A 22,802-nucleotide genomic window follows, 5' to 3' on the forward strand; every position below is an offset into this window, starting at 1 on the left:
GTTTTAGAAAAGCGGGCATCAAGCCCGCTTTTTACTTTTTGTGAACCTAGTCTATCTTTTCTCTTCCTACTAGCAATTATTCCACTCAGTTAACAATTCTTAACTCAAATACTCAATGTTTTGTATTATTGTGTGCTATACATTAAAAGCACAAATAATTAACAAATTATTCATATTGAATATTTGTGCGATAGAACACCTCACCTAACCTTAACTGGGAGATACGAATGATAAAAACATCATTACGCCCTGCGGTTCTACTTCTTTCCTTACTTGTTTCCAGTCAACTATATGCCGCCTCCGAACCTGCGGTTGAAGCGAAAAAAGGCATGGTCGTTTCTTCCCAACATTTAGCATCACAAATTGGGGCTGATATTCTAAAATCAGGCGGTAATGCCATTGATGCAGCTGTTGCGGTAGGGTATGCACAAGCCGTGGTTAACCCTTGCTGCGGTAATATTGGCGGCGGCGGCTTTATGACTATTCACCTAGCCGATGGGAAAGACTTATTCATTAACTTTCGAGAAACTGCCCCTGCTGCCGCTAGCGCAGATATGTATTTAGATAAAGACGGTAAATTGATTAAAGATGCCAGCCTCTATGGCTATCTTGCGTCAGGTGTACCCGGTACCGTTAAAGGCCTAGACTATGCCTTAGAAAAATACGGGACAATGAGCCGCCAACAGGTGATGGCTCCTGCCATAAAATTAGCCAGAGAAGGCTTTACTCTAACCCGTGCAAATACCGATGTTCTCGACACCACGACAGAACGTTTTAAACAAGACCCTGAAGTGGCTCGTATCTTCTTAAAACCAGATGGCAGTGCCTTCCAACCAGGCGACTTATTAGTCCAAACCGATTTAGCTAACACACTAGAAAAAATTGCCAAAAATGGCCCATCTGCCTTTTATGAAGGAGAAATCCCCAAAATTGTTGAAGAAGCATCGAAAAAAAATGGTGGTATCTTAACAGCAAAAGATTTTGCGGATTTTACAATTACAGATACAGCGCCTGTCAGTTGTACCTATAGAGGGTATCAATTTATCTCTGCTCCACCACCTAGTTCAGGCGGGGTAACTATCTGCCAAACGCTTAATATTTTAGAAGGGTATGACCTCAAAGAAATGGGCTTTAACTCTGCAGACTATATTCATACTCTTACAGAAGCGATGCGCCATGCTTATATGGATAGAAACACCTTCCTTGGTGACCCTGAATTTGTCGATAATCCAACCGAAAAATTACTCAGTAAAGCTTATGCAGAAGAGTTACGCAAAGAAATCAAACCCAACCAAGCAACGCCATCAACCCAAGTTCAACCGGGAATAGGGCCACACGAAAAACCAGAGACAACACATTACTCTGTAGTAGATGAAAAAGGAAATGCGGTTTCAACGACTTATACGATTAATGGCCGATTCGGCTCTGTTGTTATCCCTCCGGGGACAGGGTTCTTCTTAAACGATGAAATGGATGATTTCACCACGAAAGTCGGCGAGAAGAATTTATATGGCTTAGTACAAGGGGAACGCAACTCTATTGCACCGGGTAAACGCCCATTATCATCCATGAGCCCGACTATCGTGACGAAAGATGGCAAGGTATTTTTAGTTCTCGGTTCACCGGGAGGCTCACGGATTATTTCAATTACGCTGCAAACCGCTTTAAATATTATCGACCATGGTATGCCACCGCAAGAAGCCGTTAATGCGCCACGTATTCATCACCAATGGCTCCCTGATGAGGTTTATTATGAGCAAAGAGGGGTTTCTAAAGACACCTTAGCGCTCCTCGATAAAATGGGTTACCAGATGGTTGAGCAAACGCCATGGGGAGCTGCCGAGTTGATTATGGTCGCGATCCCTGAAGGTGCTGGTGTTAGTGCCAAATCTTCGGGTAATGATTCCGCTGTTTCAGGAAAAGTACGCGAAGGCTTTATCTATGGCTCGAATGACGTAAGGCGCCCAGCAGGCAGTGCAGTTGGGGTTGATTAATCGCTGTCGAAGGATCCACCCCCTTCACTGATGGGGTTGGATTAAATATGAATGGCCCTCAACTCATTAATCAGGCTTGGTTTCTTTTCTAAAAGATACAACAATTTGAGGGCCATTCCTGATGGAAACCGACGTTGTTGTTCCCAGCTACGGACCAAATCAACACTAGAACCTATCGCTTCTGCAAACTCTTGTTGTTTCATACCAGAGTGTTTACGAATAGCTTTAACATCTGGTAGTTCGAAGCGATGAATATTTTCACTAGCAGGAACTAATTCACCTTTCTCGATAGCAACCATCTCTTCTAAGCTACTCACTAAATCGTCAAAAAGCTTTTTTCCCATACCATTATCCTTATTACATAACTCATTCAATTCTATATTTTAAATAATTCGAGCGGCAGTTAGGTGATAAAGGAAGATAGACGGAAAGCATAGATAAACTATGTGACTCGGCTATCTGAGCGTAATCAACACCGCTGCAACTTGAAAGATTACGAGTATATTTAACCATTAAGCAAGCTTTTGAATGATTGCTCGTAAAATCGCTTTTTCTTGTTCATTCAAATCTTCCTTTGCGTTCTTAGTATAAATCGTAAGCAAATACAACCTACCGCTCATGGTTCTGTTATAATAGATAACCCTAACACCACCACGTTTTCCTTTATTTAAGGCTCTCCAACGTATTTTTCTACATCCTCCAGAGCGGCTTATTACGTCACCATACTCATAGTTTTCTAATAAGAAGGCCTGAAATAATTGAAATTCATTATCTTCCATAATTAGTTTAGGTTGCTGACTAAAAATTCTAGTTTCAACAAACTCTAAATAATTCATTTGCACCTCCTTGCGCATTTCCTATCCAATCTACTAGTACTCCGTACTAACTTCAACAAAAAAATATCATTAGCCCCATTCAAAACGAGTTATGTACCGCTCTGGTTACACAAAAAAAGGCCGCTAACATTAGCGGCCCTTCGATTCAATAATTGAAATTACTATACTTGTTTATGCTGCGCAGCGGGTGCCACAAACTTATCGCATAAAATTGCCACGACCATCACAACAACAGTTGGTAATACCCAGACTAAATCTTGCTTATACAGTGGCATTGCAGTCATCCATTCAGGAATATAACCTTTCAGATGATCTGACGCTTTTACGGCGCCAATTAAACCGACCACAAAGCTGACTAACATTGTCGGCGCAATCACTATCGTTGGGTTTTTCCACCACTTCAAAGTAAAGCTTAATAAAATTAATACAATACAAGGTGGATAAATTGAAACTAGCACGGGTAATGAGAAGGCGATTAACTTACTCAAACCTAAGTTTGAGATCACCATGGAGAACACACCTAGGATCAATACCAGTTTACGGTAAGAAATCGGTACATACCGGCTGAAGAACTCTGCACAAGCACAAGTTAAGCCCACGGCAGTTACCATACAAGCAACAAATATTAATACCGCGAGGAAGAAGCTACCGTAATTACCAAAAGTATATTGGACATAGGTATGTAAAATGTCAGCGCCATCAGCAGGGTTTGGAATTAACGAACCACTATTCTCACCAAGCTTAAACAATGACAAATAGACCAGCGTCAATAATACCCCTGCAATTAACCCTGCCCACATAGTATAACGAGTTAATAATGAAGAGTTTTCGATACCCCTTGAACGCGCCGCATTAACAATAACGATACCAAATACCATCGCACCGAGGGTATCCATTGTCAGATAACCATTGATAAAGCCGTTCGAGAAAGCCATCTCACGATATTCTATTGTTGACGGAATCGGGTCACCCGCAGGCCACATGACAGCCGCAATACCCAAAATAGCCAAAGCTAGCATTTTTACAGGCGCTAAAATGTGCCCAACGCTATCGAGCAGTTTTCCTGGGTATAATGAAATACCAATAACTAGAACGAAGTAAACCACGCTGTAGATCAGTAATAGCATATCGGACTCACCACCGAATAATGGTGCGATACCGACTTTATAAGATACAGTTGCCGTTCTTGGCGTTGCGAATAGAGGCCCTACCGACAAATAAGCAACAACCGCCAATAGTAGCCCTGCAGTTTTGCCGACAGGCGTACTGAGCGCTTCAATACCCCCACCCACTTTAGCCAGCGCAATAACCGTCAAAACAGGTAAACCCACACCAGTAACCAAAAACCCTAGTGCCGCAGTCCAAACTTGTTCCCCTGCCTGCAAACCAACCATAGGGGGAAAGATAATGTTTCCTGCCCCGACGAATAACGCAAAAGTCATAAAGCCTAATGCGATGATATCTCTTGATGATAAACGATGAGCCATATTATGTTATTTTTAAGTGACAAAATAGAAAATTATGGGTTTACACTTAGCAACCCTTTGAAATATATATAGCGAGATAGAATTCTGATAAACATACTGTTAACAATATAAAAAAGTATATTTGCTTGTATCACACGAAATGAAAAGTCAAAAAACAGAAAAATTCGCCAATAACTGACAACAAGTAGAACTTTTATAGGGCAAAAAGGCAATAGCAAACCTAAAAACAAGAATAAATAACTAAACTAATTTTCAGAACTAGTGATTACTTTCAGTAAAATCCCAATACTCGTTATATGCTTTGTTCGAAAAATGAACAACTCATCTTTTTCTAGTGATTATAATTGATTATTTAACAGAATATATAATTAACGTGACGACAATTATCAGCATTAAATATATGAATATTGAATTGAATACCTATATGAACTGGTGAATAGAAATAATCCACTTTATTAATATTTTGATCATATTAATAAAGTGGAATTATTTACCCATTTTTAAGTTTTTTATCATCAACAATTAGTACTGTTGGTAACGTAAATGAAAACTCACTCCCTTTGCCTAACTGGCTCGTCACCACCAACTGACTACTATGATGTTGTAATGCATGTTTAACAATAGCTAACCCAAGGCCAGTACCTCCACCGCCTTGGCGGGAACGTGCTTTATCTACTCGATAAAAACGTTCGGTTAAACGAGGGATATGCTCTGCGGGTATCCCTTGCCCGTTATCTCTCACACTAAAACGCGCCCCTTGCCCGCTTCTCTGCCAATCAACCCAAATTTTGGTGCCTTCAGGCGTATGGCTGATCGCGTTATAGACTAAGTTCGCCACTGCACTACGTAATTGCTCTTCATTACCATGAACACGCAATTTTTCATCAACTTGAAATTCAAATTGATGACGCCCTTGGCTTAAACTAAGCGCTTCTTGCTCAATCATTTTGAGAATGACAGGGATATTCACTTGCTCATCAAGGTTAATTTGAGGGGCAATTTCGATGCGTGATAGCTGCAAAAGCTGCTTAACTAAGTTATCCATGCGGTGCGTTTGCTCTTGCATAACATGCAGTGCTTTTTTATTGACCGCAGTCACGTTTTCTTGGTCATCCATAACCTCTAGGTAACCTTGAATGACAGTGAGGGGAGTCCGTAATTCATGGCTCACATTCGCAAAAAAGTCCCTACGCGCCTTTTCCAAACGACGTTTTTCTGTCACATCTCGCGCAACCATCAATAACTGCCCTTCGGTATATGGCAAGATACGAAACTCAACGATTTCACCACTATTGAGCTCGATAGTCAGCGCTTGGTCATAACGTTTGATGGTGAAGTAACGGCTAAAATCAGGATAACGTAATAAATTAAAAATATGTTGACCATTATCTTCAGGCCAACGAAAGCCGAGTAAAGCCTGCGCATGGCGATTACACCAGAAGATATTCCCTTCGGTTGTCATCATTACCACTGCATCAGGTAGTGATTCTGCACCACTACGAAACCGTTTAATTAACTGGCCTAATTCACGGCGGCGTTTTCGATTACGTTGCTGCATCTGGTAGATACCATAAAAAATGGGTTCCCACCCACCTCGCCCTTCAGGGGGCAACATACTTTTATCTAGCCATAACCAGTAAGAAAGCTTGAGCAGGTTATACCCATGCCATATCAGTGCAGCAAGTAGCGATATCACTAATAGCCACGCTAGGTGGCCAATAAAAACCGATAAAATAAGGGCGGGTAAGATAAATAAAAACAGCCCCCAAATCAGCTGCTTAATCGATAAACGTTCAAGCACGCATGCCTCTCCCTTTGTGGGTTTTAATAACGGATAGAAAAACGATAACCTGTACCACGTACAGTTTGTACCATTTTATCATGACCTTCCGTCTCTAGTGCCTTTCTTAACCGCCGAATATGCACGTCAACGGTTCTATCCTCAACATACACATTGGCTCCCCAGACATAATTTAGTAGCTGTTCTCTACTATATACGCGTTCAGGGTGAGTCATGAAGAAATGTAGTAATTTATATTCAGTTGGCCCCATATCAATAGGGATGTCATTGCTGGTCACACGATGAGAGGTAGGGTCTAATGTTAACCCATTCATTTCAATAATATCTTCCGTCGCCATTGGTGAAATACGACGTAAAATTGCCTTTACCCGAGCAATTAATTCCTTCGGTGAAAATGGCTTGATAAGATAGTCATCCGCGCCAACTTCCAAACCTTTTACGCGGTCTTCTTCTTCTCCTCGTGCAGTTAACATCATGACAGGAACGTCACGTGTTGCGCTATCACGCTTCATATGCTTAATTACTTGAATACCGGAGCCCCCTGGGATCATCCAATCCAGTAGGACGAGGTCGGGTAGCGGGTCAACGAGTTGTGCAATCGCACTGTCATAATCATCAGCTTCAATAGGCTGAAAACCATTCTGTTCTAATACAAAACAAACCATTTCTCGGATGGGCGCTTCATCTTCAACAACTAGAATGCGTCTTGCCATGATTGTTCCTGTAAAATTAAGAAGACATTTAAAATGTGAAAGCATTATGCGTCACTTTTATGACAGAATTATGAATATCAATGGGTAAAACGCATATTAATCTTTATTTTAACGGTTAAATGTCATTTAAGTGAAATATTTCCGCAACATGGTAATAAAGTCACAAACACCCCTCACCCATTATATGGATCAGGTATACTCTCATTATCGAACGTTCATGCTCATTATTGATGATAGGAATTGATAACTCATGCGCATTATTCATACCTCAGACTGGCACCTTGGTCAGTATTTTTTTACCAAAAGCCGTGCGCCTGAGCACCAACATTTCTTAAATTGGCTAGTTGAGCAAGTAGAACTACACCATGTTGATGCCGTCATCGTTGCAGGTGATATATTTGATACAGGTTCACCACCGAGCTATGCACGTGAGCTGTACAACAAATTTATTGTCGACTTACAAAAAACAGGTTGCCAACTGGTTATTTTAAGCGGTAATCACGACTCTGTTTCTGTACTCAATGAGTCAAGCGCTCTACTTCGTTACTTGAATACACAAGTCATTACATCTGGAAGTGAGCCGCATGTTATTACATTAGTGAATAAACAAGCGCAACCTATCGGCTTAGTTTGTGCCATTCCTTTTTTACGTCCTCGGGATATTCAACTGAGTATCGCAGGGCAAGATATTGAAGAGAAACAACGCTCACTACAAAGCGCTATTCATGAACATTACCAAGCCAGCTACCAACTCGCACTAGAACAACGAGCCACTTTAGGGTTGGATATTCCAATTATTGCAACTGGCCATTTAACCGTTGTCGGCGCAGCCTTAACTGACTCTGTGAGAGACATTTATATTGGTACGTTAGATGCGTTTCCTTCTGGGGCCTTTCCCCCTGCTGACTATATTGCCCTTGGCCATATTCATCGCCCCCAAGTGATTGGAGGACAAGAAAATATTCGCTACTGCGGTTCACCTATTGCATTAAGTTTTGACGAAACAGCGCAACAAAAAAGTGTCTGCCTTATTGAATTCACTGGAAGTAAATTAACTCAAATTACCCCCTTGGAAATCCCCATTATTCAGCCATTACAAAGTATTAAAGGTTCCTTAAGCCAAATAGAACAGCAATTAGATATATGGAAAGATTACCAAGGTGATAAACCAGTTTGGCTTGACATTGAAGTCGCTTCACAAGATTACCTCGCCGATATCCAACAACGTATTGAAGCATTGACACAAGAGCTCCCTGTCGACGTCGTGATACTACGCCGTGCACGCAAGCAAATACAGGGACAAAACCAAACCTTGACCAATGAAACATTAAGTGAACTCACCGTAGAAGACGTTTTTTTACGTCGCCTTGCCCAAGAGTCATTAGAAGATCCTGAGCGTGAACAGCGCCTAGTGCAGCTATTTCAACAATCTTATGATGCATTACAAATGAGCAAGGAAAGTTAATATGAAGATTTTAAGTTTACGTTTAAAAAATATTAACTCCCTTAGAGGTGAATGGAAAATTGATTTCACTGAAGAGCCATTTGCTAGCAATGGGCTATTTGCCATTACAGGTGCCACAGGTGCAGGAAAAACCACTTTATTGGATGCAATTTGCCTCGCGCTTTATCACCGAACACCGCGTTTAAAAACCATTTCTAACGCACAAAATGAACTGATGACTCGCCACACTGGGGAATGCCTTGCGGAGGTGGAGTTTGAGGTCAAAGGCAAAGCTTATCGTGCCTTTTGGAGCCAAAGACGAGCAGGAGGAAAACCTGACGGCAATTTACAACAGCCTAAGGCGGAACTTGCAACGGTTACTGATGGGAAAATATTGACCGTAAAAATTACAGAGATAAAGGAATTAGTAGCGCAAATAACTGGGCTTGATTATGAGCGTTTTACCAAATCAATTTTACTTTCTCAAGGTGATTTCGCTGCGTTTTTAAATGCTTCAGAGAAAGAACGCGCTGATTTACTTGAAGAAATTACAGGCACTGAAATTTATAGCCAAATTTCAATTTATGTTTTTAATCAACACAAGCAAGCCAAAATTGACTTAGATTTGCTAAAAGCGAAAGCACAAAGCATTAATTTACTCACTGAAGCAGAGCATCAAGAGTTATTGGCACAACAAAGCCATTTACTTGAACAAGAGACTCAAACCAAGCAACAGCGGGCTCGCCACCAACAAGGGGTTAATTGGTGGCAACAATATCACCAACTCACCCAGCGCATGCAATCACTTGATGATGAGCTTAAAAAAAACGAGCTTGAGTTCCAAGCTGCTCAGCCTCAGTTGAAACGGTTGGCGGACAGCGCTCCGGCAGAATCCCTTCGTCCGTTGTGGCAGGAAGTTGAACGCCAGCAACTACAACTCACTGAATACACGAATAAACAACAACGTTTGCAACTTAGCTTGCAAACTCAGCAAGCTGAACGTGCCCCACTGCAAGAGAAGTTGTTGAAATCACAATCCGAGTATCAACAACACCTTGATTTTGCCAAACAACAACATCAATTGATTGATGAAACTGTCAGGCCTCTGGATAACCAAATTGCACAATTGAAACAGCAACAGTCTGAAATTACGCAGCAAATTGAACAACAACACACAACTCTTCAGCAAAAACAACACTTAGTTAATGAGACACAGAGTCAGATCCAAAATGCTCACATTGAGTTAAAGAAACACAACCTATTCCTAGAAGCGCACCCAAAAGACGCTGAACTGAGTTCCCAAATAGGTAGTTGGCAACAACAAGGTCATTTTATTTTCGAATTAGCCGACAAACTGGCAAGTTTACACAATAAACAACAAATACTTTCAAATGGCGTCGCACAGTTACAGCGGCAACAACAGCTGCAAACTGAAAAATTAGCCCAAAAACGTCTCGAGTTAGAACGCAGCACCGACGCATTCAAAAAACAAGAAGAAACCTACAAACAAAATCAAGAAAAACATAATGTTAACACCATCAACCAACACATTGAACAGCTACAAGCTCGATTACAGCATGCCAAGTTATTACCCCTAATATTATCTCAATGCCTTAATACTCAAACACAAAAACAGAAAGAAATTCAAAAAGATGCTGAATTAGCACAAAGTATCACTGCAACGCAAAAAGAGTTGAGCATTGCCCTGACACGTATTAATGAGTTAGCCCCACGCGTCAAACTAACCAATGATAAATTACAATTAGAACAAAAAATTGTCAGCCTAGAGCATGAGCGCCAGCAACTCATAGCAGGTAACCCCTGCCCATTATGTGGTGCAACAGAGCACCCTGCAGTTAACGATTATCAATCAATCCATCTCAGTGAAACGCAGCAACAACTCATTGAACTAACAGATAAACTCGACCAATTAAAACAGCAACAAGCTCAGTTAGAATCACAACTTCACACACAAAAACAACGTCAGAACGAAAACTTACAGCAACAACAGCAAACCAATGAACAATTCGATGCTTTTAACCAACAGTGGCAAAAGACATGTGAGCAAGCACTCACTCCTGAGTTAGCCCAAAATGAGCAAGCCGTCACCCTCTTAGTTAATCAATTAACGGATCAATTAGCTACGCAACAGAGAATAGTGGCGGATATGGCGGCTCTAGAACGTGAATATCAGCAAGCCAAACATCATTTACATGAACAACAAGCTAGCTTTACACAGCTGCAATCAGAACTGTTATTAGTCGAAGAGCGTTTAAAAAACCAAACGCAACAACTTGATGAGCTCCAAAAAGAACATAATCAGCTCCAACAGCGTAAACAGATACAAATAGAGCAATGGCAATCCACCCTAGATCCATTTAACTTAAGCGCGCCAGATAAAGATAAGTTTGATGAATGGTTTCGCGAAGTTACTCAGCGAAGTGAGCGCTTTAATAACCAAAAAATGGCGGCGCAAACACTTAGCCAACAAATTGAAGTCAATAATGCCACATTAAAAGTTGAGTCAGCACAACTCCGTATTCTCACTCAACAAATTGAACAAGAAGAAAATCGACTTAAACAAATTGAGTTAGGTTTAGAGCAAAAAATAGCGCAACGGAAAACACTGCTTTCTGGTTTAGCTATCAGCCAATTCATTCAGAAATTGAATGATAAACAAACCATGCTTTTCCAAACTCAGGAACAATTAAGTAAACAACTCAATGAGATTGATAAAGCCATCGCCTCAATGAATGGAAGCTATCAAGAGCTCATTGACGCCAGTGAAAAAACAAAACTGGCACAAAAACAAGCCAATACCCTGTTCTCTCAATCACTTACAGATAGCCCATTTAGCCATCAACAAGCCTTTCTTGATGCGTTAATAAGCCACGAAGAAAAGCAACAATTAGAAGAGCTAAAACAGCGCATAAGCCAAGCCCGCATACAGTGTGAAACACGTTATAAAGAGGGGCTACAGGCGATTGAAGCACTGAATCAACAGCGTATTGCTGATTTTTCGGCGCTTACTGAAACGCAATTACAAACAGTAGTCACTCAACTTGATGAAGAAATTAAGCAAATAAACCAAAAGCAAGGCCAGATAATTAACCAACTCAGTGCAGATAAGCAACTGCGCCATCAGCAACAAGATTTACTGCAAGAAATAGAGAAAAGCCAATTAAGTTATGACGATTGGAGCTATCTCAGTTTACTTATCGGCTCCGCTGAAGGGGATAAATTCCGACGTTATGCACAAGGCCTAACTTTGGATTGTTTAGTTTCTTTAGCCAATCAACAACTTGAAAAACTTCATGGCCGTTATTTATTACAGCGTAGCCACCAAGCAAACCTTGAGTTACAAGTTATTGATGGCTGGCAAGCAGATAGCATTAGAGGCATTAAAACGCTTTCTGGCGGGGAAAGCTTTTTAGTGAGTTTAGCATTGGCCCTAGCGCTATCCGATATGGTGAGTCACCGTACACAATTGGAATCGCTCTTTTTAGACGAAGGTTTTGGGACTTTAGATGCAGAAACGTTAGATATTGCCCTAGATGCATTAGAAAGTTTGAATGCATCCGGCAAAACTATTGGCGTAATTAGCCATGTGGAAGCAATGAAAGAGCGCATCCCCGTACAAATTGCAGTGAAAAAAGGCAATGGACTTGGTTTTAGCGAACTTCCCGCACAATACCGCATCAGTTAACGCAATTTTGTGATTATTCAGGGTGGGAAAGCCCCACCCTGATGATTAAATCGCCTCTAATGCTAGTTCCAATGCATATTTAAGGTCATTCACATTTTCAATACCAATTGATAAGCGCACTAAATTATCACTAATACCAATATGTTCCCGGACCTTTTGAGCAACACCTGAATGGGTTGTGGACGCCGGATGGCTGGCGAGCGACTCAGTCCCTCCTAGGCTAACTGCTAATTTAAAGATAGCTAAGTTGTCTAGAAAACGAAATGCATCCGCTTCATTACTCCCCACATTGATAGAGAAGGTTGAGCCTGCACCAGTGCATTGTTTTTGATAAACTTGATGTTCCACACTCCCTTCCGGAAAAAAAGCAGGAAAATGCACTTTGCTGACTTTAGGGTGCTGATGGAGATATTCAGCCAATAATTTTGCACTCTCATTTGCCCTTTCCATACGTAACTGTAATGTTTCTAATGACCGCCCTAACATCCAGCTAGAATGGGGGTCAAGCTGTGTACCGATGGCATTACGTTGCGCCTTCACTTTCTTGACTAACTCCTGACTTCCAACCACAGCACCCGCAACTAGGTCTGAATGCCCTCCCACATATTTAGTTAGTGAGTACACACTTAAATCTGCGCCTAATGACAACGGCTTTTGAAATACAGGCCCTAGCAACGTATTATCGCAAATGACTAATGGAATTTGCCCATTTTGGTTCGTCGATATCTGCTTTGCCACTTGGCTAATTAATTCAATATCAACAAGTGTATTCAATGGATTAGACGGCGTTTCAATATAGATAGCCGCGACTTTTTTACCTTTTTCGATACGTTTAGCAACGTCTAAAATAGATTCTTGCTCATAACCATTTTGAAAAGGAACCGAAGTTATTCCAAAACGGGCTAACGTGTTTAAAAATAAGGTTTCAGTTCCACCATAAAGTGGCTGAGAATGGAGTAACACATCACCCGGTTGCAATACTGCCATTAAGCACGTTGTAATTGCCGACATACCAGAAGAAAATAGCGCTGCGCTTTCTGCCCCCTCATACAGGGCGAGTCTGTCTTCGACAATCTCACTATTTGGGTGGTTAAAACGTGAATACACCAATCCTTGTTTATGGTTTTCGCTCGTTTGTGTGCGCCCACTAACTAAGTTAAAAAAATCTTTCCCTTCCTGAGCGGTTTTAAATACAAATGTGGATGTCAGAAAAACAGGTGGCTTAATTGACCCTTCTGAAAGCTTAGGGTCATAGCCATAACTCATCATTAAGGTTTCTGGAGATAATTCTTTACCTTGTAAGTCCTTTTTATAGCTCTGTTCTGACATTTTTAGCTCCAATATGGTTTATCATCATATCTCTAACGACTCGACTGCTCAGATAATATTATTATTACTTATTATTTGCTCATATTCCTTAGGATAAAAGCGACGTGTGACCGTTAAATGGGAGCGCAAGCGCCCTTTAATGACATTTTTTCCGAGGTTGGTAAATAATGGATTCAATGGATCGCTATCAGGCCCTAACGCTTGTTGCGCTAAATAATGGGGTAAATTTAATAATGGGACTTCTTCTGCAAAAATATTTGGCGTAATAAAATAAGCAATAGAATAACGAGAATGACTATTTTTACGCCTAACAACTTGATGAACATTCGCACGTAAATAGCCATTAGTGGCTAATTCAAATACTTCTCCAATATTTACCACAAATGCATTTTCCAAAGGTTCAACATCTATCCAGCCTACATCTGTTTCAACTTGTAGGCCTCCACTATTGTCCTGCCATAATAAGGTTAAGATCCCCGCATCTTTATGTGCGCCAACGCCTTGCTCTCCTTCATTATTATTTTCTCTTGCCGGGTAATGAATAAGTTTTAATAAATGTTGTGCCGGCTCGGCAATAATTTTATCAAAACTATTTTCAGGTAATTCTAGTGCAACTAAAAACGCTTTAATTAATTTTACTGCAATGGTTCGCATTTCACTTTGCCACGCAAGTGCCTGAGATTTAAGTTCAGGTAAAGATTGCGGCCATTGGTTTGGCCCGTGTAAATTAAACCAGATAGGGTCATCTTGATTAAGTTGCAATGCAGGTAACTCTTCACCAATATCAATCTGTTCACGGTAATCCGGCTGGCTACGAGTGCTCTCTTCCGTGGATGCTGTATACCCACGAAAATGCTTTGAGTGCTCCATCGAAATGCTTTCTTTTTCGCTTTGAGGTAAGGCAAAAAATTGTTTAGTTGTGGCTAATAGTTGCTCACGTGTACCAACAGGAATATTGTGCCCAACGAGATAAAAAAAACCAATTTCTCTAGCAATAAACCGTAATTTTTTGTAGAAATTCTCTCGTGTTTCAGGGTTTTCGAGTTCTTGTAAATCAATAATGGGTAATTGTGTTATAGACATATTAATCGACCTTCTAAAATATTTATTTAAATAATGAATAAAATTCAAGATATATTTATCACTCGATTAAATACCACATCTGATATTACTAAAAATAATTTAAAACTATATCGATATAACTTTTTGTAACAGTTCACATCTTATATAACTGAAAATAAGAAATACGAAAAAAATATTATTTATAAAGCGTTATTTTTATTTGGTTAGATACCGAGAACAAAACCAATTAGAGATCATCAAATGAAAAAACTACCTGCAGTGTTATTGTCCTTGTCGTTATCAGCCTTAGTGGCTTGCTCCCAAGAAGAAGACACCAATGAAATTACAGCACCACAAAAAGTAACTTCACAAAAAATTATTATTGGCAGCCACGGTAGTGATGCGGATATATGGAAATTTATTGCCCAATCACCGGAAGCTAAACAAGCCAACCTCGATATTGATGTCAAAATTATTGACGATGGAATAACACTCAACGTCGCTACCATTGACGGAGATGTTGATGTTAATGCATTTCAATCTTGGGGGTTTTTAAAAGATTTTAATAAAAATCATAATAACCAATTAACGGCGATCTCAACCACCTACTTTGAGCCAATGGGCATATATTCGGTAAAACATAAAAAATTAGCTGATTTACCTAAGCAATCTATCGTTGCCATTCCCAATGATGCCGCCAACCATATACGTGCACTTAAATTACTTGAAAAGTCGGGGTTAATTGCATTAAAACCTAATTTTAACCAAGCCACAGGGTCTACTAATGATATTGTCTCGAACCCTAAGGACTTAGTTTTTAGGCAAATAAAATATGCTCATGGCCCAAGAGCATTGCCTGATGTTGATATTGCAGTCATAGGTAATACCGCTGCACAAGAAGGCGGGTTAAACGTTTTAACTGACTCGTTATTTAGGGAAGAGAATGATGAGACTATTATTAATAATATCAATTTATTAGTTGTTAAAACAGATAACAAGGATAACCCTAAATTTGCCAAATTAGCAGAACTGTACCACACTGAAGCGGTAAGAAAGTACATCATTGATAATTTTGGTGGAACTAAAATCGAAATAACCAAAAATGTTAGTGAACTCAATTAAGTAAAACTAGTTATCATTCTTGCCTAGCAGGATTACGCCTCTTGCTAGGCTCTTTAATGCCCCATCTATTCTCTCTTTTTCTATGCTCAATTATTTTATATGTATATTATTCATTTGTGCCTATTAATGTCATCTCTCATCATAAAATCACACCAGAAACATATTTAATATATTGATTTTAAACAAATTAAAAGCAAAACTTAACTTAGTGCAAAAATTTGAACCTTATCGTTAAATTTTTTTTCTATGATTTTTCATTCGCCAAGTTATAGTAATAACCATTGAAACACACTACGGCTTCTAAGATTTATTCAATAAAATGCCGTGCGCTAATGAAAAGCTAGGAGACTAAAATGTCTAACGCATTTATCGAAATGATTAAAAATCGTCGTACTATTTATAACCTCGGCGATGCTTTACCAGTATCAGAAGAACACGTCACGAAACTAATTAAAGAAGCAGTTAAACATTCACCATCATCATTTAACTCGCAAACGTCTCGTGTGGTAATTTTATTTGGTGCTGAACACAAAAAATTGTGGAATATGACTAAAGAAGCACTGCGTAAAATTGTTCCTGAGCAAGCCTTCGCTTCAACAGAACAAAAAATTGATAGCTTTGCTGCAGGGGCTGGTTCTATTCTGTTTTTTGAAGACGAAAACATCGTAAAAGGTTTACAAGAACAATTCCCTTTATATGCGGATAATTTCCCAATTTGGTCTGAACAAGCCAGTGGTATCGCACAATTTGCAGTCTGGACAGCATTATCACAAGAAAATATCGGTGCATCTTTGCAACATTACAATCCACTGATTGATAATGACGTTCAAACAACATGGAATGTACCAGCTAACTGGATATTACGCGCTCAAATGGTATTTGGTTCGATTAATGCACCCGCTGGTGATAAAGACTTTATGGACGACGATGTTCGTTTCAAAGTTTTCAAATAAACTAGAATACTAAGAATTTAAATAATCCTCTCGTAATATATTTACGAGAGGATTTTATTTATTTGATATAATCAAGGTGAATAATTCAATGTCATCACCAATGATGATCATAGTTTTAACTTATAACTTATTCTAAATTAATCCGCACCCTCAATAAAACATATTTATTCAAAATAGTTTATCGAAATAAAAAGAAATATTTACAATTATACTATTATTATTACACTCGTGTTACCGTCTGACTATTAATTGAACATGCGAAATTTGACAACTACATAAGTTGATATTTATCAATTCATTAGCCAATCACCCTACTAAACTCTAAGTATATTTTCATTTTTAGTTTTGCATTATAGATATTTGAACTACACTAAAAGTGAGAGCACAAAAACACGTTCCATCGTGTAAGTGTTATTAAGGGGGGGTGGACTATGAAAGGTTTATCTTTACTAACATCTGTTGTTGCTATAATCATTTCAAGTTGTTCTTTCACCTATGCAAGTAATAATTCATCAGGAGGTACAATTACATTTACAGGTTATATCTATGAGCCACAATGTTCAGTTAAGGTTGAACATAAAGAGCGAGTGAATATTACGTGTTACCGAAAAGGTAAAGATGTTTCAATAACTGGTTCTTTAAAAAATGGCCAAAAGGTAGAATCTGAATATGTGAAAGTTGAGTATGATAAACACACTAAATTACCTATGTTAAATGTCTTTTATGAGTAGCTCCATAATGTTTACCTTAATCATAACTGCTCGGAATATTTAATGTAAAAATTGTCTTAATATTCCGAGCACTATTTTCCCCTCTAAAAAGTACCTCTTAAACACATTATTTAGCCACTAAAAAGCCCACCCGTAGGTAGGCTTGAATGATATCAATGTGTTCAGATTACTTCTCGGTTAAATCTATTTGATAAATAGCGAAACCAATATCATCAGTACCGACTTGTTTCATCGGATACTGCGCATTCTCTTTGATGAATTTTGCTGCTTTTTCACTTGGTGCAGTTTCAAAGCGAATATCCAGTTTTTTGTCTGTTTTAATTGGAGTGAATGACCAATTATTAGCCGCTTTAGTCGCAATTTGTCCTTTATCTTTAGACTCTTTAGCAATATAAGCCGCTAAAATAGAACGGTTTTCATCCGGTGATGCAAATGCAACATTATTATCACCTGTTCCAGCAAATTTACCGCCGTAGCCACGGTAGTTATTCGTTGCCACTAAGAAAGTTGCTTTTGGATCAATCGGTTTACCTTGGTAGGTTACGTTTTTGATTCGGTTAGCATCTTTGTTGACTGTTTGGCAATCAACATCGTATTTCGCTGGCTGAGTCAGGTCGATTTGGTAATTTACACCACTAATTGTATCGAAATTATAAGTTCTGAAACCATTCCAATTCAATAAGCTTTGTGGTGCTGTTGATTGTGGGTTGATTTGATTGAACATCCCGGCTGAACATTCTAACCACTCGACGACATCCGCACCTGTGGCTTTAACTACAACTAATGTATTTGGATATAAATATAAGTCAGCAGCATTACGGAAAGTTAAATCACCTTTTTCGACTTCAATAAATTCAGTCGGTGAATTTTTACGTCCACCCGCTTTAAATGGCGCTGCGGCTGCAAGAACTGGTAAATCTGCGAGGTCAGGGTCACCTTGAATAAAGTTTTTGGTGTAATCGATTTGAGCATCATTCACGATTTGTACAGTTGGGTCGCTTTGAACCAATGCTAAGTAGCTGTACATATTTTCGGATGCTTTACCGATATGTTTTCCGACAAACTTACGAGTATCTTGGTGTTCTTGTTCAATAATTTTTGCTAGGTCGCCATCACGCTCAACCAAGGCTTTCTTATTTGGTTTATCATAGACAGGGCGTGCATGAGCTGTTGCATCAACCACTTTCCACGCGCCATCATCATTATTGACCACTAAATCAACCACACCTAAATGATCACCCCACTGTCCTGGCATAACCGCAGGTACACCATTAACTGTTCCCTTTGCAATATCAACACCTTTGATATCGCTGAAATCTTTGCTAGGGAACACGCCGTGTGAGTGGCCAAACATGATAGCGTCGATACCTGGGACTTCACTGAGGTAATAAACTGAGTTTTCAGCCATTGCTTTATATGGCTCTTGAGAAAAACCAGAGTGAGGAATAGCAACAACTAAATCCGCACCTTCTTTTTTCATTTGTGGTACAAATTTTTTCGCAGTTTCAGTAATGTCATTAACTAAAACTTTGCCTTCTAAATTTGGTTTATCCCAAATAAGAATTTGTGGGGGAACAAAACCAATGTAACCAATCTTGATAGTGTGCGTTTTACCGTCTCTATCTTTAACCGGTGTATCTACAATAATGTATGGGTTAAAGTAGTTTTTACCCGTTTTCGCATCAATAATATTAGCGTTAATGTATGGGAATTTTGCGCCATCAATAGCTTTATGTAAGAATTCTAATCCAAAGTTAAACTCATGGTTACCGAAGTTACCTACGGTGTACCCCATAGTATTTAAAAGTTTATGTGCAGGGTGAGATTCACCGTCTTTTAAACCTTCACCTACTATATAGTCTGCTAATGGGCTACCTTGGATTAAATCTCCGTTGTCCACTAATACTGAGTTTGTCGCTTCTTGTTTAGCGGCTTTAATTAATGTCGCGGTACGAACGTAACCAAATTGCTCTGTCGGCTTGTCTCTATAATAGTCAAAATCAATGAGGTTGCTGTGAACATCCGATGTTTCCATTACGCGTAAATCAACTGTTGCTGCGTTCGCATTAAATGCGACTAACATAGCAAGTGTTGAAAGTTTTAATACTTTATTCATGTAATCCCCTTAGTTGCCATTATTGAGAGAAAATTGCCTCTCAAATCTGAGTACCTATCCTGTAAAATTGAACAAATAAACAACAAAGTTAGCGTTAAAATTTTACACTATGTGCATGACGTCAATTTTTAATGATAATACACTGCAAACAGTAACCATTTTTTGTGACTAAATCACGGTTTTCATCTTTTTATTGGGCTTGATTTTTATATAGCTCACAAAAATGAATTAATGATGACAAATTCACCTTAATTAACTCAACTTATTCCATTGAGGAATTGTGAATATTTTTCGTAGGAAAAAAGAACTGTGATTTATATCACTGAGAATTAAAGACGCTTATTTAACTTAAATCTCTGTGCTTTATTTAGCCAAGAAAGCACCTTTATTTTTACTTATCCTTTTTATTCTATAAATATATCCATCAAATTATTTTCAATTAATCTAAATTTAATTTAAGAAATAAAAGATGATTATTTAATCATTAGTTTTATACATATTTTTCATTTGATTAGAAATTAAGTATTTTTCCTAAAGAACTTTCATTTGATTAGAAACCAAGTATTTTTTCTAAATAATTCGAGTTGAGGCAAGGCGGCAAAAGAGGGTATCTCGGGGAGCATACATAAGTATGTGACCCGAGTAGCCGAATGAAGCCAACACCGCGACAACGTAAATTAGGACGAAAACAACCAAGCAGCTCCGCGAACCCCACTCGAATCGCCATGCACCGCCTTACGAATCGGTGTATCACACTCCCTACCAAACACCCACTGACGAATACGCTTTGGTAGCTCTTCATAGAGGCAATCAACATTACTCATTCCGCCCCCTAGCACTATCACATCTGGGTCTAACATATTAATGGCTTGTCCGAGGGCTTTTGCAAGGCGATTAAGGTAATTTTCCAGTGCAATGGTGGCATGCTTATCACCTGTTTGAGCTAATGCAACAATTTCCATCCCCGTTTTTTGGCTTCCTGACATTTTTGCATAATCCGCCATAAACCCTGTACCTGAAACAAACAATTCGGTGCAGCCCGTCAGCCCGCAATAACAGCTTTCTGATACTAGAAACTGCCTATCTTGCTCATCTTGCCATGGTAAAGGGTTATGCCCCCATTCCCCTGCAACGCCATTTCCCCCTGAATGCACTTGCCCATTTATCGCAATTCCTGCACCACAACCGGTTCCGATAATAACAGCAAACACGACCTTCTCACCCGCTCCTGCACCATCAACCGCTTCTGAAACAGCTAGGCAATTAGCGTCATTCGCCATTTTTACTTCACGGTTTAATAGATGACTTAAATCGGCATCAAACTGTTTACCATTAAGCCATGTGGAATTGGCATTTTTAACTTTACCAGTCACAGGAGACAAAGTTCCAGGGATCCCTACACCAACACTACCTGACAACCCAGTCGCCGTTTCTGCATCTGCCACTAAACTTGCTATCGCTTTAAGTGTCGCGTCATAATCACCACGAGGTGTTGGAATACGTTTACGAAACAAAGTATTGCCACTGTCATCTAATGCAATAACTTCAATTTTGGTTCCACCAAGGTCAATACCTATTCTCATTATGATGTTCTCTACTATTTAAAGTTTTTATGTCAGGGCTTCTATAGCTATCATGGCTTGCTTTGAGGGGTATTATCAATAGTTAACTAATGAAATGATAGCAGCCCTCAACGACAGCGCATTTTTTTTCGCTTAATAACAGACAATTCGCTATCATAGCCCCCTGCTCTAACTGGCTATTTATTAACAAAGGTAGGTTTTTCATGTGGTTCAAGAATATATTGGTCTATCGCCTGAATCGGGATTTGGCACTCTCCGCAGATGATTTAGAGAAACAGCTTGCCGCCCTCGCCTATCACCCTTGTGGTAGCCAAGATATGATGCAAACTGGCTGGGTTTCCCCTATGAATGGTGGTGATGCATTGACACATGCAGCGGGTAACCAAATTCTTATCTGTGCTAAAAAAGAAGAAAAAATGCTGCCATCTCCTGTAATTAAGCAAGAATTGCAGGATAAAATCGAAAAATTGGAAGCTGACCAAGGCCGTAAGCTGAAGAAAACAGAAAAAGATTCACTAAAAGATGAAGTTGTTCACTCACTCCTTCCTCGTGCATTCAGTAAATTCAGTAAAACCTACATTTGGATTGATACAGTAAATCAATTAATTATTGTTGATGCCGCAAGTGCAAAACGCGCTGAAGACAATTTAGCCTTACTCCGCAAAAGCTTAGGTTCCTTACCTGTCGTCCCTCTGACTTTTAAAGACCCAATAGAGCTAACACTCACTGAATGGATCCGTTCGGGCTCATTACCACAAGGTTTTGCCGTCATGGATGAAGCGGAGCTAAAAGCTATCTTAGAAGAAGGTGGTATTATCCGCTGTAAGAAGCAAGAACTCATTTCTGATGAAATCGCCACCCACATTGAAGCCGGTAAACTCGTTACCAAACTGGCCTTGGATTGGGAAGAGCGTATCCAGTTCATGTTATCTGATGATGGTTCCCTGAAGCGCCTCAAATTTAGCGATACATTAAAAGACCAAAATGACGACATCGCTAAAGAAGACTACGCGCAAAAATTTGATGCTGATTACGTATTAATGACAGGTGAACTTAGTGCATTAATCGCTCGCTTGATTGATGTATTAGGTGGCGAAGCCGAGCACTAATTTGTTTCTATCCCCTCTATCGCCCTCACAATGGCAACTCACACTTAAGTAAGTTGCCATCACTTTTTAGATCCTGCTTACATAGCCACAATTAAGTCATTGACTGGTAGTGAAATCTCTGGTTGATTGATTTATATCCATATCGCAAATTTCTAATATTTAATTATGTTCAACAACAATAATAAAAATAGTCCATCACTGATGATTATGGTCAATATTCTGTCGAAGGAAATGTTATGAAAGAGCTCATCGAACCTGAATTAGATGAAAATTCACTGGTTACCCTACAAAAAGTCACCGCCGATAATTTTTCTGAAATTTGCTTACTAAGTCATACGCTTAGTGAAGCACAACGTAATATGGTGGCTGACAATGCCTATTCCATGGTGGAAGCCCAGTTTTCTGATTGCGCATGGTATCGAGGCATTTACGCCGATGATGTCCCTGTCGGTTTCATCATGCTGCATTCTGGGTTAGATGATGATGAATTAGAATATAACGGTATTATGCTTTGGCGTTTTATGATTGCTGAACCCTACCAAAAGCTGGGATTCGGCCGTGAAGCCCTAGTTCAAGTCATCCATTATTTAAAAAGAAAAGGATACCCACGCCTTTATAATAGCTGTGGTGAAGGGGAAGAAAGCCCATTTGAGTTCTACAAAAAACTTGGTTTTGTACCAACAGGCGCTTATATGGATGATGAATGCGAGCTGGTCCTAGATATTACTAATTGGCAAGAACAAGAAGAGTAAGCCTATAAGTGCAGTCAACAACGCTACAGCACGAAGTATGACCAATACGCTAAATAGTTTGTGG

Annotated in this window: 17 protein-coding genes; 8 read left to right on the forward strand and 9 right to left on the reverse strand. The window is 39.4% G+C overall.

Going from position 1 to position 22,802, the window contains the following annotated elements:
- The first annotated feature begins 227 nt into the window (after positions 1-227).
- Complete coding sequence (gene ggt, locus PR834_RS10475; protein WP_272536635.1) at positions 228-1,994, forward strand: gamma-glutamyltransferase; 1,767 nt, start codon at positions 228-230, stop codon at positions 1,992-1,994.
- Positions 1,995-2,035: 41 nt separating this feature from the next.
- Here ggt and nadS read toward each other — a convergent pair whose 3' ends face one another.
- The 5 genes from nadS to phoB form a co-directional block, all read right to left on the reverse strand.
- Positions 2,036-2,338: a NadS family protein gene (gene nadS, locus PR834_RS10480; RefSeq protein ID WP_096864520.1), complete on the reverse strand. Its 303-nt coding sequence runs from the start codon at positions 2,336-2,338 to the stop codon at positions 2,036-2,038.
- Between the two features lie 168 nt (positions 2,339-2,506).
- Positions 2,507-2,830, reverse strand: coding sequence for a type II toxin-antitoxin system RelE/ParE family toxin (locus PR834_RS10485; RefSeq protein ID WP_167732488.1), 324 nt, complete (start codon positions 2,828-2,830; stop codon positions 2,507-2,509).
- Positions 2,831-2,991: 161 nt separating this feature from the next.
- On the reverse strand, positions 2,992-4,317 hold the full coding sequence (gene brnQ, locus PR834_RS10490) for a branched-chain amino acid transport system II carrier protein (protein ID WP_004905565.1): 1,326 nt from the start codon (positions 4,315-4,317) through the stop codon (positions 2,992-2,994).
- A 490-nt stretch (positions 4,318-4,807) separates the two neighbouring features.
- Complete coding sequence (gene phoR / locus PR834_RS10495; RefSeq protein WP_262961123.1) at positions 4,808-6,118, reverse strand: phosphate regulon sensor histidine kinase PhoR; 1,311 nt, start codon at positions 6,116-6,118, stop codon at positions 4,808-4,810.
- A gap of 23 nt (positions 6,119-6,141) precedes the next feature.
- The gene (gene phoB, locus PR834_RS10500; protein WP_036958559.1) at positions 6,142-6,831 is read right to left on the reverse strand and encodes a phosphate regulon transcriptional regulator PhoB; all 690 of its coding nucleotides are present in this window, start codon (positions 6,829-6,831) and stop codon (positions 6,142-6,144) included.
- A gap of 250 nt (positions 6,832-7,081) precedes the next feature.
- On the opposite strand from phoB, the gene sbcD reads away from it, so the two are divergent.
- The gene (gene sbcD / locus PR834_RS10505; protein ID WP_272536636.1) at positions 7,082-8,296 is read left to right on the forward strand and encodes an exonuclease subunit SbcD; all 1,215 of its coding nucleotides are present in this window, start codon (positions 7,082-7,084) and stop codon (positions 8,294-8,296) included.
- A gap of 1 nt (position 8,297) precedes the next feature.
- On the forward strand, positions 8,298-11,981 hold the full coding sequence (locus tag PR834_RS10510) for an AAA family ATPase (protein WP_262961125.1): 3,684 nt from the start codon (positions 8,298-8,300) through the stop codon (positions 11,979-11,981).
- A gap of 45 nt (positions 11,982-12,026) precedes the next feature.
- Here the strand turns inward: PR834_RS10510 and PR834_RS10515 are convergent, their stop codons facing one another.
- Together PR834_RS10515 and PR834_RS10520 are read right to left on the reverse strand one after the other, a co-directional pair.
- Positions 12,027-13,310 (reverse strand): cystathionine gamma-synthase family protein, encoded by a 1,284-nt coding sequence (locus PR834_RS10515; protein ID WP_196725269.1) that lies wholly within the window; start codon positions 13,308-13,310, stop codon positions 12,027-12,029.
- Positions 13,311-13,358: 48 nt separating this feature from the next.
- On the reverse strand, positions 13,359-14,393 hold the full coding sequence (locus PR834_RS10520; RefSeq protein WP_094961945.1) for an isopenicillin N synthase family dioxygenase: 1,035 nt from the start codon (positions 14,391-14,393) through the stop codon (positions 13,359-13,361).
- Positions 14,394-14,633: 240 nt separating this feature from the next.
- Here PR834_RS10520 and PR834_RS10525 point away from each other — a divergent pair, with 240 nt between their 5' ends.
- From PR834_RS10525 to PR834_RS10535, 3 genes are all read left to right on the forward strand, one after another.
- Complete coding sequence (locus tag PR834_RS10525; RefSeq protein WP_136134858.1) at positions 14,634-15,494, forward strand: MetQ/NlpA family ABC transporter substrate-binding protein; 861 nt, start codon at positions 14,634-14,636, stop codon at positions 15,492-15,494.
- Positions 15,495-15,847: 353 nt separating this feature from the next.
- Positions 15,848-16,447 carry a nitroreductase family protein gene (locus tag PR834_RS10530; RefSeq protein ID WP_004905586.1) on the forward strand — a complete coding sequence of 200 codons (600 nt, stop codon included), beginning with the start codon at positions 15,848-15,850 and terminating at the stop codon, positions 16,445-16,447.
- Between the two features lie 431 nt (positions 16,448-16,878).
- Positions 16,879-17,178: a type 1 fimbrial protein gene (locus tag PR834_RS10535; protein ID WP_094961944.1), complete on the forward strand. Its 300-nt coding sequence runs from the start codon at positions 16,879-16,881 to the stop codon at positions 17,176-17,178.
- A 166-nt stretch (positions 17,179-17,344) separates the two neighbouring features.
- Here the strand turns inward: PR834_RS10535 and PR834_RS10540 are convergent, their stop codons facing one another.
- Positions 17,345-19,294 carry a bifunctional 2',3'-cyclic-nucleotide 2'-phosphodiesterase/3'-nucleotidase gene (locus tag PR834_RS10540; RefSeq protein ID WP_004905590.1) on the reverse strand — a complete coding sequence of 650 codons (1,950 nt, stop codon included), beginning with the start codon at positions 19,292-19,294 and terminating at the stop codon, positions 17,345-17,347.
- A 677-nt stretch (positions 19,295-19,971) separates the two neighbouring features.
- Positions 19,972-20,877, reverse strand: a complete 906-nt coding sequence (mak, locus tag PR834_RS10545; protein ID WP_094961942.1) for a fructokinase — start codon at positions 20,875-20,877, stop codon at positions 19,972-19,974.
- A 203-nt stretch (positions 20,878-21,080) separates the two neighbouring features.
- Between mak and rdgC the strand changes: the two genes are divergently transcribed.
- Together rdgC and PR834_RS10555 are read left to right on the forward strand one after the other, a co-directional pair.
- Positions 21,081-21,986 carry a recombination-associated protein RdgC gene (gene rdgC / locus PR834_RS10550; RefSeq protein ID WP_004905595.1) on the forward strand — a complete coding sequence of 302 codons (906 nt, stop codon included), beginning with the start codon at positions 21,081-21,083 and terminating at the stop codon, positions 21,984-21,986.
- Between the two features lie 236 nt (positions 21,987-22,222).
- Positions 22,223-22,738, forward strand: coding sequence for a GNAT family N-acetyltransferase (locus PR834_RS10555; RefSeq protein ID WP_004905596.1), 516 nt, complete (start codon positions 22,223-22,225; stop codon positions 22,736-22,738).
- The last annotated feature ends 64 nt before the right edge of the window (positions 22,739-22,802 follow it).

It is taken from the genome of Providencia sp. PROV182 (assembly GCF_028480325.1).
GTDB lineage: Bacteria > Pseudomonadota > Gammaproteobacteria > Enterobacterales > Enterobacteriaceae > Providencia > Providencia hangzhouensis.

Excerpts from the sequence above, each read along its gene's own strand:
- ggt (WP_272536635.1), top strand. The coding sequence starts at position 228 with ATGATAAAAACATCATTACGCCCTGCGGTTCTACTTCTTTCCTTACTT.
- nadS (WP_096864520.1), bottom strand. The coding sequence starts at position 2,338 with ATGGGAAAAAAGCTTTTTGACGATTTAGTGAGTAGCTTAGAAGAGATG.
- PR834_RS10485 (WP_167732488.1), bottom strand. The coding sequence starts at position 2,830 with ATGAATTATTTAGAGTTTGTTGAAACTAGAATTTTTAGTCAGCAACCT.
- brnQ (WP_004905565.1), bottom strand. The coding sequence starts at position 4,317 with ATGGCTCATCGTTTATCATCAAGAGATATCATCGCATTAGGCTTTATG.
- phoB (WP_036958559.1), bottom strand. The coding sequence starts at position 6,831 with ATGGCAAGACGCATTCTAGTTGTTGAAGATGAAGCGCCCATCCGAGAA.
- sbcD (WP_272536636.1), top strand. The coding sequence starts at position 7,082 with ATGCGCATTATTCATACCTCAGACTGGCACCTTGGTCAGTATTTTTTT.
- PR834_RS10510 (WP_262961125.1), top strand. The coding sequence starts at position 8,298 with ATGAAGATTTTAAGTTTACGTTTAAAAAATATTAACTCCCTTAGAGGT.
- PR834_RS10515 (WP_196725269.1), bottom strand. The coding sequence starts at position 13,310 with ATGTCAGAACAGAGCTATAAAAAGGACTTACAAGGTAAAGAATTATCT.
- PR834_RS10520 (WP_094961945.1), bottom strand. The coding sequence starts at position 14,393 with ATGTCTATAACACAATTACCCATTATTGATTTACAAGAACTCGAAAAC.
- PR834_RS10525 (WP_136134858.1), top strand. The coding sequence starts at position 14,634 with ATGAAAAAACTACCTGCAGTGTTATTGTCCTTGTCGTTATCAGCCTTA.
- PR834_RS10530 (WP_004905586.1), top strand. The coding sequence starts at position 15,848 with ATGTCTAACGCATTTATCGAAATGATTAAAAATCGTCGTACTATTTAT.
- PR834_RS10535 (WP_094961944.1), top strand. The coding sequence starts at position 16,879 with ATGAAAGGTTTATCTTTACTAACATCTGTTGTTGCTATAATCATTTCA.
- PR834_RS10540 (WP_004905590.1), bottom strand. The coding sequence starts at position 19,294 with ATGAATAAAGTATTAAAACTTTCAACACTTGCTATGTTAGTCGCATTT.
- mak (WP_094961942.1), bottom strand. The coding sequence starts at position 20,877 with ATGAGAATAGGTATTGACCTTGGTGGAACCAAAATTGAAGTTATTGCA.
- rdgC (WP_004905595.1), top strand. The coding sequence starts at position 21,081 with ATGTGGTTCAAGAATATATTGGTCTATCGCCTGAATCGGGATTTGGCA.
- PR834_RS10555 (WP_004905596.1), top strand. The coding sequence starts at position 22,223 with ATGAAAGAGCTCATCGAACCTGAATTAGATGAAAATTCACTGGTTACC.